8 protein-coding genes are annotated in these 12946 nt (G+C 43.1%); 2 read left to right on the top strand and 6 right to left on the bottom strand.

All coding sequences use genetic code 11. The features are described 5' to 3' along the window. Nucleotides 1-31: 31 nt before the first annotated feature. Nucleotides 32-1858 (bottom strand): SIR2 family protein, encoded by a 1827-nt coding sequence (locus ACH0BF_RS17180; RefSeq protein ID WP_259455643.1) that lies wholly within the window; start codon nucleotides 1856-1858, stop codon nucleotides 32-34. 190 nt (nucleotides 1859-2048) lie between these two features. On the opposite strand from ACH0BF_RS17180, the gene pepT reads away from it, so the two are divergent. Continuing rightward, nucleotides 2049-3281 (top strand): peptidase T, encoded by a 1233-nt coding sequence (gene pepT, locus ACH0BF_RS17185; RefSeq protein ID WP_120035504.1) that lies wholly within the window; start codon nucleotides 2049-2051, stop codon nucleotides 3279-3281. 162 nt (nucleotides 3282-3443) lie between these two features. On the opposite strand, the gene ACH0BF_RS17190 is transcribed toward pepT, so the two are convergent. The 5 genes from ACH0BF_RS17190 to ACH0BF_RS17210 all read right to left on the bottom strand — a co-directional run bounded on the left by ACH0BF_RS17190 (nucleotide 3444) and on the right by ACH0BF_RS17210 (nucleotide 10904). Continuing rightward, a complete protein-coding gene (locus tag ACH0BF_RS17190) occupies nucleotides 3444-5525 on the bottom strand; it encodes a catalase (protein ID WP_406909870.1) in 2082 nt (693 codons plus the stop codon). Between the two features lie 279 nt (nucleotides 5526-5804). Continuing rightward, nucleotides 5805-7166, bottom strand: a complete 1362-nt coding sequence (locus ACH0BF_RS17195; RefSeq protein ID WP_406909871.1) for a glutamine synthetase family protein — start codon at nucleotides 7164-7166, stop codon at nucleotides 5805-5807. Further along, nucleotides 7166-8353 carry a M20 metallopeptidase family protein gene (locus ACH0BF_RS17200; RefSeq protein WP_406909872.1) on the bottom strand — a complete coding sequence of 396 codons (1188 nt, stop codon included), beginning with the start codon at nucleotides 8351-8353 and terminating at the stop codon, nucleotides 7166-7168. The genes ACH0BF_RS17195 and ACH0BF_RS17200 overlap by 1 nt, the downstream gene beginning before the upstream one ends. Then, nucleotides 8322-9728: an APC family permease gene (locus ACH0BF_RS17205; RefSeq protein ID WP_120035512.1), complete on the bottom strand. Its 1407-nt coding sequence runs from the start codon at nucleotides 9726-9728 to the stop codon at nucleotides 8322-8324. Before ACH0BF_RS17205 ends, ACH0BF_RS17200 begins: the two co-directional genes overlap by 32 nt. 18 nt (nucleotides 9729-9746) lie before the next feature. Beyond that, complete coding sequence (locus ACH0BF_RS17210) at nucleotides 9747-10904, bottom strand: amidohydrolase family protein (RefSeq protein ID WP_406909873.1); 1158 nt, start codon at nucleotides 10902-10904, stop codon at nucleotides 9747-9749. A 273-nt stretch (nucleotides 10905-11177) separates the two neighbouring features. On the opposite strand from ACH0BF_RS17210, the gene ACH0BF_RS17215 reads away from it, so the two are divergent. Then, nucleotides 11178-12941, top strand: a complete 1764-nt coding sequence (locus ACH0BF_RS17215) for a sigma 54-interacting transcriptional regulator (RefSeq protein WP_406909874.1) — start codon at nucleotides 11178-11180, stop codon at nucleotides 12939-12941. The last annotated feature ends 5 nt before the right edge of the window (nucleotides 12942-12946 follow it).

A 12946-nucleotide genomic window follows, 5' to 3' on the forward strand; every position in this document is an offset into this window, starting at 1 on the left:
GCCAACAAAAAAGAACCTGTGTGTCAGGTTCTCATTCCTCAAATTTCGTATAAGCATATAACAAGCCTTTGCCATTAAATCCTTCTTTTTCATTCAAATCCTCCGCTAACTTCTCAAGCGAATCAGTGAACTTTTCGCGGCGTCCGTCACAGATAGCAAGAGCAGGCCAGTCCTCGGTTTCTGCCCCCTCATTCAAAAAGCGAATAAGGTGCTCTCGGTTTTCCTTATAGCCGAATTGACCGCACATGCTGCTCACCTCATTCATATAGCGGCATTTAATCGCCCTTAACAGCTCAAATTGGTCAAAGTGCTGTTCAAACTCCTGCTCATCAAATGCCAGTCTCGCTTCAATGAACAAACTCTTTAAATATGGATACGTAAACATTACTTCTGTTGGCGCCAGATGGGTCTCTTTGCCGGAAATCTTTTGGAACAGAGGATCTAATCCTGCCTCCGTAGAGGTATAAGCTAAAAAAGAGAGCTGACGGCGATGAGGATCCTGTACCTTTGGCAAAGTGAACAGCTTATTTAATAGTTGATAATTCTTTTTCATCACAGCGCTAATGCCAGTGCTATAAAAAATGGCTTGAAGCGGAATTTCCTGTGTAGCTAATAAATGCGGGTCGCCAAAGTGATGCCGTGAACCGGTAAGGCGCTCAGCTGTCTGAATTAACAGTTCAGCCTGTTCCGGCGTTCTCATATAGTAGGTTAGTATGGCAACGAGCATTGCCAGTGTTTTACTTTTTTCAGCAACCATCTGAGCGCGGACAGACAGTGCTTCGGCTGTTGCTTCTTCTGTATAGCGTTGTTCAAAAAGGAAGGAAACTACCTTCCTTGTCTGGTCTGTCAGCATTTCTCTTAATTCGATTTCCCGTCTATCCTGAATATAACGTTTCATCCTTTTGGTTTTTACTTGAATATTTTCAGGGCTCACTTTTTTTACTTTTGCAATATTTATAACGTTTTCATACAACTCAGTAAAAAAGTGATCTGCCCCTTTTGGATCGATGATTTTATTAGCATCACGAAAACTAATCAGCTCATCTGCATAGGGGGTCAACTTTTCCGAAAAGGCATGCCAATACCATGAGTACCGGCGACCTTTCACCGATTTAATCAGCTCGCGGAGCGCTGTGTCCCACTCCGCTGACCAGCCTGATACGATGATGCCATATTCATCAAACACCCGGCGCAATAACTGGGCAAGGGGGAGCGTATAATTATCCAGCTCCCCTGTTATATTTTTAAAACGAGTATCGCGATAGTCCCCATTCACTTTTAATACTGTGCAATCAGCGTGAGCGAGCGGCTTCATCCCTTCAATGTCCGTATCATGGTAAAGCGTTTGGTATTGCACATTATGCTCGTCCAGCGCGTGCTCCAGCAGGCGGTCAAAGTTTGTCGTAACAATGACTTTTACATAGCCTCGTTGAACCAGCTTAGCAATTGCATAATGAGCGTCTGTCGGCACCTTTTGCTTTTGTTCTACCTCCTCAAGCGTCGGCTCAAAAAACTCTTTTAGCAACCCATTGCGTTCCGAGGAGGTTTTAGCTAACAGCTCTATCACTTCATTATATAAAGGGGCTTTTCCGTATCTCTTTTCATACCAGGCAAATGGATCACTTTCATTTGCGCCATTGACGCACATTATTCGCCGGCAAAGCTCCCGTAAAATACCGCGGCCAGTTGGTATGCCTGCTGAATAAGAAATACCTGAACCCAGAAGGAGGGCATAGACTCCTTTATTTGCTTCTACAGAAAATGCTAATGATAATGGCTTCTCATCCATTTGATAACCCCTTTCCGGACAGTTACAATCATTTAGCTGGCGTGTCAGCTGTAAAGGATCGTTATTCATTTTTTCCCCTAAATCCCCTGAATCATTCTAGGACTTATCTTATATATATTGATGGCTTTTCTCTATCATACTTACCAACTGTTCGCTATTGGCGTCATTTAATCCTGTTATCGGCGGTTTAATTTACTAATATTTAACTATTGCTTGTGTTAAAATCAACTACATACATATGAAAAGGAGCTGTTTTTGAATGAAAAGAGAAATCATTGACCGATTTACTTCCTATGCCAGAATCGATACACAATCAGATGAAAGCAGCGACACGACCCCTTCTACACCAGGACAATGGACATTATTGCGCATGCTTGAAGAGGAGCTGAAGCAAATCGGCATGCAAGAAGTGAATCTGGATGAAAATGGCTATTTAATGGCTACGCTTCCATCCAATACAACGAAAGATGTTCCCGTCATCGGCTTTCTTGCTCACGTAGATACAGCGACAGATTTTACCGGCAAAAATGTACAGCCGCAAATCGTTGACAATTATGATGGTGCAGACATCCTATTAAACAAATCATTATCCGTTATTTTGTCACCGAGAGACTTTCCCGAACTGTCAAAGTATAAAGGCCACACACTCATCACCACTGACGGCACCACGCTGCTTGGCGCAGACAATAAAGCTGGTGTAACAGAAATTATGACAGCCATGCACTATTTAATTCAGCATCCGGAAATTAAACACGGAAAAATCCGTGTCGCTTTTACTCCAGATGAAGAAATCGGCAGAGGGCCTCACAAATTTGACGTGGCTGCTTTTCAGGCTGAATTTGCTTATACCGTCGATGGTGGACCGCTCGGTGAACTACAATATGAGAGCTTTAATGCAGCCGGAGCCCAGGTAACGTTTTATGGAAAAAATGTGCATCCTGGATCAGCTAAAGGAAAAATGATCAATTCCGCAAAGATTGCTATGGAACTGAATGAAAAGCTGCCTGCTGATGAAGCCCCTGAACACACAGAGGGTTACGAAGGTTTTTATCATCTCATTTCCCTTCACGGTGATGTGGAAAAAACTGAAATGCACTATATTATTCGTGATCATGACAAAGAAAAGTTCCAAGCACGCAAAGATGTATTCAGGCAAATTGTGAAAGACCTGCAAAACAAATATGGAGAAGAACGAATTGTCTTGGAATTAAATGACCAATATTACAATATGAAAGAAAAAATTGAGCCGGTAAAGGAAGTCGTAGATATCGCTTATGAGGCGATGACCAACTTGGGCATCGAGCCGATTGTGGAACCGATCCGTGGTGGAACCGATGGCTCTCAGCTCTCCTATATGGGTCTGCCAACGCCTAACATCTTTACAGGCGGTGAAAATTTCCACGGCCGTTTTGAATATGCTTCAGTTGACAACATGGAAAAAGCAGTGAAGACCATTATCGAAATCGCTAAACTATTTGAAGAAAAAGCGTAATCTCCGTCCGCGTCACCCAAAAAAGAGGCTGTGCCCAAAATGGCACGGCCTCTTAAAGTGTAAATGTAGTCTATTTTTGTCTAACTTACAGGCTAATATGTCCCTCAAAGTGCAAAACTCAATCAAAAGCGTCTCCGGTCACCAGCTGCTTTTTCATCTCCCTTATAGTTGGCGGGACCAATGGCGGTGTTCAGCTAAAGCTGTGATGAACGATTTGCTGAATGCCTCTAACTCTTTCGGATCATGTGCAATAACGACGCCGGGATCTGATCCGCTCTGCACTCCTGCTATAATCAAAAGCTCGCCACCTTCTGCCGCCGCGCCAACTGTTTTAAAATGCTTAAAGGCATCTTTAATGAATTCAGCCGCTTTTGGATTACCTTTTATTTGTTCAACACTTGCTTTCCCTCCCGCTACATAAACAGCGTCAAATATAACCGGGTCGCTCGTCAAGAAAGAATGCTTCGCTTCCTGCTGATGTCCGTCGGTGCTTGTAACCATGCCGACATGGTTGCTGACAATTTCCGGGTGAACTCCTGCTCCTTTTAATGCCTGCATCACAGGCTCAACTGTTAAGTTATCAAAGCCATCTGCCGCCAGGACAGCCACTTTGCGTGTTGCTGCACTCTTTTTCTTATTTTTTTCCTGACTTAAAGCGGGAGAAGAAAGCGTTACTTTCGAAGCCGTTCTTCCTGCTGGCACCTCTGCTCCGATGCCCGCGGCAATGGCTGCTGCCAATTCTTCATCGACATTGGCAAAGACATCGACAACCTGCTGTCTTACCTCTTTGCTCTGTACTTTGCCCACTTCAAAATGGAAGGCTTCAATAATATGCTCTTTTTCTATATCTGTCATGCTATTCCAAAACAGCTTGGCCTGCGAATAGTGATCTTTAAAACTGTCGCTGCGCTGGCGGACTTTTTTGCCTTCTATTTTTTCCTGATAATGCACATATCCACCTTCCTCTTCGGAAGCAGGGCGTGGATCATTTTCCTGCAGTGAGTTTTTATGATAGCTTACCTGCCCTTTATCAATGTTCATTTGGTGATAGCCCTCACGTTGATTATTGTGGACTGGTGCCACAGGACGGTTAATCGGAATTTGGTGGAAATTCGGTCCGCCTAAACGAATCAACTGCGTGTCTGTGTAGGAAAATAAGCGGCCTTGTAACAGCGGGTCGTTAGAAAAATCGATGCCCGGTACGACATGGCCCGGGTGAAAAGCGGCCTGCTCCGTCTCTGCAAAGACGTTGTCCTGATTGCGATTTAACGTCATTTTTCCGATAATTTTTACCGGTATCACTTCTTCCGGCCATAGTTTTGTCGGATCTAAAATATCGAAGTCAAAATTAAATTCCTCTTCTTCTTCGATCATTTGCACGCCTAACTCAAACTCTGGGTAATCCCCCATTTCAATGGCTTCCCATAAATCTCGGCGATGAAAATCCGGGTCACGGCCAGCCAGCTTTTGCGCTTCATCCCAAACAAATGAATGAACGCCGAGCACCGGCTTCCAGTGAAACTTCACGAAGCGTGCCTTCCCTTGTTCATTCACAAAGCGGAATGTATGAACACCAAAGCCTTCCATCATTCGATAGCTGCGCGGAATAGCTCGGTCGGACATGGCCCACATCACCATATGAGCTGATTCTGTATTATTAGCAACAAAGTCCCAAAATGTATCATGCGCTGTAGAAGCCTGTGGCATTTCATTATGCGGCTCCGGTTTAAAGGAATGAACTAGATCCGGAAACTTCATTGCATCTTGAATAAAGAAAACCGGAATGTTATTGCCAACGAGGTCATAGTTTCCTTCTTCTGTATAGAATTTTGTCGCAAACCCTCTTACATCGCGAACCGAATCGGCTGAGCCGCGTGAACCTGCGACGGTAGAGAAGCGGACAAACACAGGGGTTTTCACAGAAGGGTCCTGGAGAAATTTTGCTTTCGTGTACTCTGTCATCGGCTCATACACTTGGAAATAACCATGTGCCCCAAAGCCGCGTGCATGAACGACCCTTTCCGGAATCCTTTCATGGTCAAAGTGGGTCATTTTCTCACGGAATTGAAAATCCTCCATTAACGTCGGTCCCCGGTTGCCCGCCTTTAGAGAATGCTCATCATCTGACACTCGCAACCCTTGATTAGTCGTCATTTTTTTTCCTTTATGATCTACACGGAATTGTTCCAATTGCTCGTTCTTTAAGTTGCCTTGTACGGTCTCTTTATGTTCATTTTTTTTCATTGACTATTCCCTCCTGATTTTTTTATAAAAATTCAAGATAAGCCGGTAAATGTATGTATCAGCACAGCTGTGATCGTTACCCAATTCTGGCTATACCCCAACAGCTGAATCCTTAAACAATGAATCTTTGAAAGAAAGGCTCTCTTAAAGAGGAATGTTGTTTTTTCAATAGTTAATTGCAGCGGAAAGCGGCCGGCTGCAGCGAAAATTAACCATCAAGTACCATAATGTCTAAAGAAAAGAAAGCCTGCCTCCAACTGGAGACAGGCTTCTATGTTATTAGTACAGCACAGCATATTGCCTTCTTTCCCATTCATCTATGCGATAAAAATGTTTGTTCCACTCTTCTCTTTTCACCTTGATGAATTCCTGCCAAATTGGCCGGCCGATACTGTCCGCTAAAATGGTGTCTTTAGCTAATGAATCCATCGCTTCCTCAAGATTGCGGGGAACCCACTCAATCCCCATTGCTTCTAATTCATTATTGCTTAAGCTGCCTGCATCCACTTCAAGCGGCTCGCCTGGATCGATCCGTTTTCTAATGCCATGAAGACCGGCTGCGATTAAAGCAGCTGACAGCAAATACGGATTGCAGGTGCCGTCTGCTCCTCTGAACTCAAATCTTCTTTCCCGTCTTTTTTCCGGTACACGAATGAGAACAGAGCGATTACCTGAACCGTAACAAACGTGAGCAGGTGCCCAGGAGCCTGGAACCATCCGTTTATAGGAATTCATTGTCGGAGCTCCAATTGCAACAATGGAACGGCCGTGATGAAGAATCCCTCCAATAAAATGGTAGGCGTTTTCTGAGAGTTCAAGTCCCTTCTCATCATTAAGATCCTTAAATAAATTGGTTTCTTCATTATATAAACTCATATGAACATGCAAGCCGCTTCCAGCAAAATCATTAAACGGTTTCGGCGCGAGCGTGCCTACCATGCCCATATCTCTCGCTAAATGTTTAAACAATTGCTTAAATGTAATTTGGTCTTCGGTTGCTTTTAAGCAATGGTCGTATTTCAAATTGATCTCCAGCTGTCCGGGGCCGTATTCACTGGAAATTTGCTCCGTTTCCACGCCCATTTTCCCGATAGTTTCCGTAAACTTCTGAACAAAATCCTCCTGGATATCCACTCCGTCTGATGAGAAGCAAGTGCTGTTATCGGCCGGGACAAGCTTGCCGTCCTCTTCTTTTAATAAGTACGCTTCCTGTTCATAAGCCATGAACAATTTCCCGCCAAGGAGAGCTTCCGCTTCATGAAGCAGACGCTTTAATGCGCTCCGCGGGCACCCTTCCCAAGGGTTGCCGTTTTCATCTACTAAATCACAGAACATTCTTGCCGTCTGTTTTCTATGCGGCAAAACAGCAAATGTTTCCGGGTCCGGTATGGCAAAAAAGTCGCCGCCTTGTGTGCCATATGTTGGGTCAGGCACATAAGTGTCAAACATCGTAAAATCCATAATGGCTGTACTAAAGTTGACCCCTTTTTCCATAGCACCTTGTAAAGAATCTTTCCGGATGGTTCTTCCTCTTGTCACGCCCGTATAGTCTAAAAATTCAATGCGAATAAATTCAATTTGCTGCTCTTCTACTATTTGCAGCACCCGTTCTTTAGTTAATCTTTGTTGAGTAGCGACCATTACTTCTCTCTCCCATCCAGTAAAAATGATAAAGCATAGTTGACGTATAATTCGACTCCTGTTTTTAAAATAGAATCATCGAATTGGAATTTCGAATGGTGCAAGTCATAAACAGGTTCGTTCTCTTTATGAATACCAAGCCGGAAATAAATGCTCGGAACTTTGACAGAAAAGTAACCAAAATCGTCAGCACCCATGGAAGGCTCCTTTAAAGAAATAACCTTTTCTTCTCCAAGAAGGCCGGAAGCCACTTCTTCAAACTGCCTTGTCATCGCTTCATTATTGACAATCGGTGGATGCCCAAGCGCATAGTCGACTTCTACTCGTGCTTCCCATTGCAGCTCGGCTGCCCGGCAAACCTTTAAAACTTCCTGATAAATTTCTCCCCTCAGACTATTATTCATAGCCCTCGCTGTTCCTTCGAGTACGACTGTTGAAGCTACCACATTGCTCGCCTCACCGCCATGGATCTTGCCGATATGGATAACAACCGGCTCAACCGGATTAAAGCGTTTAACTGTCATGCTTTGAAGAGACTGGATAATCGACACAGCAATGGTAATCGCATCTATTGCCTGATGCGGACGGGCGCTGTGTCCCCCTTTTCCCGTAATCGTAATTTTGAAATCATCGCACGAAGCTGTCATGCCGCCGTACTTAATTCCAACTGTGCCAAAAGGAAGGTGAGGCCACAAATGCAGGCCGACCATCGCTTCTATTTCCGGGTTGCTTAACGCCCCTTGCTCAATTAAGGCTTTCGCTGCTCCATCAGCCTCTTCACCAGGCTGAAAGATGCATCGGACTGTACCCGGAAGCTCATCTTTTATTTTATTCAACTCATAAACAGCCCCTAGCAAGATGGCAGTATGGCCATCGTGCCCGCAAGCGTGCATGACTTGATCATGTTTAGAGCTATACGACAAATCCGTTTGCTCATGAATAGGCAGGGCATCAATATCCGCCCTTAAACCGATGGCACGTCCGCTTTCTTTTCCGCTAATGTCGACAAGTACACCTGTCTCACCAATTGATTGGTATGGAATCTCCCACTCTTGCAGAATAAATTTAATATAATCAGCAGTCTGAAATTCTTGAAACGACAGCTCCGGATACTGGTGTAAATGTCGTCGTATCTGAATAACGCCCTCTACTTGTTCATTTTCCACTTTCACGAATGGATTGCTCATGCTGACCTCCTCCACTGCTTACCTGTGATGTTTGAAACACTTTCTTATTGAATATTCTGAACAAAATGTATAATGCTGCTAGCCAAATAAATCCTCTCACAAGCGTCATCATCGAGCCGACAAATGTTCCATAAAGAACGATGGCAATTCCAATGAAGCCCAGGATTGGAAAGAGCGGATACAACGGCTGCTTCCACGGCAGCTTTTCAATTTCTTCTTTATGGTTTTTCCGGTACAGGATACCCGAAATCAAAGCAAGTGTCCAGGACACGAGCCAAGCTAGAACCATTTGGTTTGTCAGTTCTACATAGATGAAATCAGGATTAAATTGACCGATTAATACGAGAACAACAGTGATCGCCCAAATAGTGATGATCGCATAAACAGGTGTATGTTTTTTCGGGTGAAGATATCCTAAAAAGCCTGGTAAAAGCCCTTCTCGCGCCTGCTGGTAGAAAATTCGAGAAGCGGCATAAAGCGTTCCCATTAAAATACAGGTGGCAGCGGCGATCCAGGCAGCTATATTCATGATAAATGCCCCGGCAATACCAAACACCTTTCCAGCCGCCACAGTAAACGGCGAGCTGTCCATCGTTACCTCATTAGACGGAATAATTCCTTGCAAAACAAAATGGGCAAGGGTATATAAAACCAAGAATGTGACACTTGACCAAATCAGCCCTCTTGGCAAATCTCTTTGCGGATTTATACACTCTGCACCGGCTGTGGCTAATGTAACCGCTCCTAGGTAAGCATAGGTGCCAAGCGGAACCGCTCCCCAGAATCCTTCCACTCCATGCGGAAACATCGGCGTGTAGTTTGCAAAATCAATATCTTTTAAACCAATCAAAGCAAACAGCACCATTACGCCCGTTAAAATTAGTACGAGATATAATTGGAACCGAGCAGTCGTAGCAGCTCCCAGCACATTAATAAATGCGAACAACGTCAGGAAAAAGACGGTGAAGGCAGCAGGCCACCAGCTTGCTTCGAGCTGCGGGAAAAACCACATGGTAATTTTCCCTAAGGCTAGCCCTACACTTCCTCCTGCAATGATCCAGCCAATAGCAAACGTAATTCCCGCCAAAAAGCCCCAGGATTTCCCCATAAACCTTTCTACCCAAAAGGACATAGCTCCGGCATTCGGCATGCCGACCGCCATTTCTGTTAATGCAATAACAAGAAAAAATTGTGAAATGCCAGCAATTAAATAGGCTAGGATTGAACTTGGACCTGCCATGGCGATCCCCTGCCCCATCAGCAGGAAGATCCCATCACCAATTACTGCACCAACACCGAGAGCCCATATATGCCAAAACGTTAAAGTACGTTCCGGCTGTAAATCAAGGACCGGCTGCTTTTTCAACTCTCCCATTTCCATTCCCCCTGGAAATTAAATTTTGACTTTGTAAATATTTTCAAAGTTTTTGTATAAAATCATTTCTCCAATATAACGAGCTTGGTCAGCATCCATGTAGTCTTTTTCCACCCAGTCACTTAACACTCTTTCGAAACAATCTTTAAATAATTTCACACCGAGCCAGTTCATCTCCGGTACTGTAAAAGCGTCCGACCCATACATCACTTTATCGAACGGAGCGAGCTCTAGCACTTGAGAAATTATTCGTTCGACACCATGTCCTGTAAACGGGTTTTGCAAAGAAATGTCCATATATACATTCGGCAGAATACTAACGATAAAAGCGGCTTCCTCCATCCAAGGATAGCCTCCGTGGACTAAATGGATCTTTGTTTCCTTGTATTCCGGCTTCCTGAATGTATCGAGCAAAAAGCTAGGACTAGCCTTTGATAACACAACCTCTCCATCACCAATGCCCGTATGAATATGCATAAATTTATCTGCCCTTGTACATTCCTCCATGGCGATATGGAAACAGTAATCGCGCATCGCTTTGGCTGGGGCTTTTTCATTTATTAAAAACTCTTCATAAGCAGAGGCTGCGGCTTTTCCATCTTTATTGCTGATCTCCAGCCCGCTTCGGTAAGCTATAATTGTTTTTAAGCCGACTACTCCATCCCTTTTGAGCGCTTTTTCCAAGTTATCACGGTACTTTTCGATAAATTCTTCGAACGAAAGCTTTTGTTTTCCAAGCTCCACCATCACCGGTTCAATTCGATGGATTTCCCAAATCTGCGCTCCGCTCATTTGTTGAAAATCATCGCGGTTAATCGGCGGCTGTGGATAGCCAAAATCCATGATTAATCCTTCTAAATTCGCATCTGCAAACAATTCTTTCGTGTAATCAGGAAAGTTTTTTGCTTTCTTATTCCGCTCCTCCACAATCGAAGGCAAATCCGGCTCACAATTTAAATACTTAGCCATATGGCGGAATAGAATTTGAATCCACATGTTTGTACCGGGATAGGGCTGAAACTTTTCCACATCCTCTATGTTTGTGAACATCTCAGGAATAACTGATAAGGATAGCTTTCTAAGAAAATCAACTGGATTCTCTGGTTCCCGTTGTTCTCGAAATGGATGGGCATGAACGTCTACTACTTTTATACCGTCAAGCGTCACTTTTTGCATTTTGTCTCCTCCTAAAAAATTCTCTCCTTTTCTAAAAAGCAAGATCCATGCCAACTACCTAAAGGCAGTAAAAGCTAGAGAACTACTTAAAAAAACGCAAAATTATTTGCAAAGAAAAAATTTTTACGAAAAATGTTTTTACAAAATTTTTAATTTATTTAATAGTTTGTTTTTTTATTAGGATTTTGTATAGTAGTACTAGTCCAACCGTTCAACTGCTCCTATAAATATGATGGAGCGAAAAAAATTTTTCTATAGGTGAGGTGATGCGTTATGAATAAAACACCTTCAGCTATTCAACTTACCGACTTTTGGTCTAGTGCATTTGAAGGTATCATTTTGACAGATGAAACCGGTCGTATTTTGTCGCTAAATCGTATTGCCCGTGGTTTCTTCGCCGAAACAGCAACCGATGACTTGATCGGCTCTTCTGTCACCGACTTTATTTTTTCTAGTGATCTCGAAAAGTGCTTTATCAATAAACAAAACATGCGTAACGTTTCCTTGTCCATTGGCACCAATCAATTGCTTGCCAATGTGCGTTTTATGGACGATGATTCTACCCTGCTCGTCATGAAAAATGTAACTCAACTTCATCAATTAACCTTTCAATTAAACCAGCTGAAAAAACAGTTCCGGCTTTTTGATACGATATTAGACCACATTGATGAAGGAATTTGTGTCATTGATAATGAAAAGAAAGTTGTATTCTATAACCGTAAGCTTGGAGAGTTAGAAACGCTCGAGCCAAACTCTGTAAGGGGACAATATTATCTTGATGTATTTAAGGAAGCAGATGAGCATTCAGATCCTTTATTAAACTCACTTTTAACCGAAAGAATGCTGACAAATAGAGAGACCTTTTTTTCTAATCAGGGAAAGGAATACTCCGTTGTCATTAAAAGCAAACCAATTCATCTTGGCAAAGAAAAGATTGGCGCACTGGCTATTGTTAGAGACTTATCGGAAATTAAAAAGTTAACTTCTACTATTCAAAATTTACAGGTGACAGAAAAGAAGCCTTCTGTTCCCCAAAAGAAGAAACAGAACAATACACGCTTTACATTCAAGGATATTATTTTCGGCAGCAGCCACATGCGCCAGACAATCAATAAAGCGATTCGTGCTTCCAGATCCTCTTCAAACATTCTCGTTTATGGAGAAACAGGCACTGGCAAAGAACTGATCGTTCAAAGCATCCATAATGAAAGCCCGCGAAAGAATGCGCCCTTCTTCGCACACAATTGTGCAGCTATTCCCGAAAATTTGCTTGAGAGCATCCTATTTGGGACAGTTTCTGGTACATTTACCGGTGCAGTAGATAGACCGGGCTTATTCGAACAAGCAAACGGTGGCACGATATTGCTGGATGAAATTAACTCAATGGGAATCAGCCTGCAAGCCAAACTGCTCAGGGCCATTCAAGAGAAAAAAATTATGCGGCTTGGTTCAACGAAAGAAAAAAGTGTGGATGTACGGGTGATCGCTACAATGAACGAAACACCGGAAGAAGCGATTAAAAATAAGCACTTACGCGAGGATTTATTTTACCGTTTAGGTGTAGTTACTATCCATGTGCCTCCTCTGAGGAAGAGAAAGGAAGATATCTCCTTGCTTACTGAACATTTTATCCGTAAACATGCCCGGCTTCTTGATATTGAGGTTGAAGGACTGACAGAGGAAGCAAAAGACGTGCTGCTCGGCTTTCATTATCCCGGCAATGTCCGGCAGCTAGAACATATTATTGAAGGCGCCTTAAATTTAATGATCGATGAAAGCATTGTCACAACTGAATATTTACCTGCGGCTATTAAATTTGACACCCCCGAAGAGACACCCTTTTCAGCTGCAGAAGAAATGGAACCTACTTTTTCAGACACCCTTCCAGCTCAGGTTGAAAAATTAGAGAGAAAGCTAATTATAAAGGCTTTGCAGGAAACAGATTATCACATCACAAATGCAGCCGAAAAACTTGGGATTTCCCGCCAAAATTTAAATTATAAAATAAAAAAACTATCAATACCAATTCATAAATAGGGGGA

This window comes from Pseudobacillus sp. 179-B 2D1 NHS (assembly GCF_045370945.1).
Lineage (GTDB): Bacteria > Bacillota > Bacilli > Bacillales > Domibacillaceae > Pseudobacillus.

Bases quoted from the DNA above. Each gene is read 5' to 3' on its own strand.
- pepT (WP_120035504.1), top strand. From the start codon at position 2,049: ATGAAAAGAGAAATCATTGACCGATTTACTTCCTATGCCAGAATCGAT.
- ACH0BF_RS17205 (WP_120035512.1), bottom strand. From the start codon at position 9,728: ATGGGAGAGTTGAAAAAGCAGCCGGTCCTTGATTTACAGCCGGAACGT.
- ACH0BF_RS17180 (WP_259455643.1), bottom strand. From the start codon at position 1,858: ATGAATAACGATCCTTTACAGCTGACACGCCAGCTAAATGATTGTAAC.
- ACH0BF_RS17200 (WP_406909872.1), bottom strand. From the start codon at position 8,353: ATGAGCAATCCATTCGTGAAAGTGGAAAATGAACAAGTAGAGGGCGTT.
- ACH0BF_RS17210 (WP_406909873.1), bottom strand. From the start codon at position 10,904: ATGCAAAAAGTGACGCTTGACGGTATAAAAGTAGTAGACGTTCATGCC.
- ACH0BF_RS17190 (WP_406909870.1), bottom strand. From the start codon at position 5,525: ATGAAAAAAAATGAACATAAAGAGACCGTACAAGGCAACTTAAAGAAC.
- ACH0BF_RS17215 (WP_406909874.1), top strand. From the start codon at position 11,178: ATGAATAAAACACCTTCAGCTATTCAACTTACCGACTTTTGGTCTAGT.
- ACH0BF_RS17195 (WP_406909871.1), bottom strand. From the start codon at position 7,166: ATGGTCGCTACTCAACAAAGATTAACTAAAGAACGGGTGCTGCAAATA.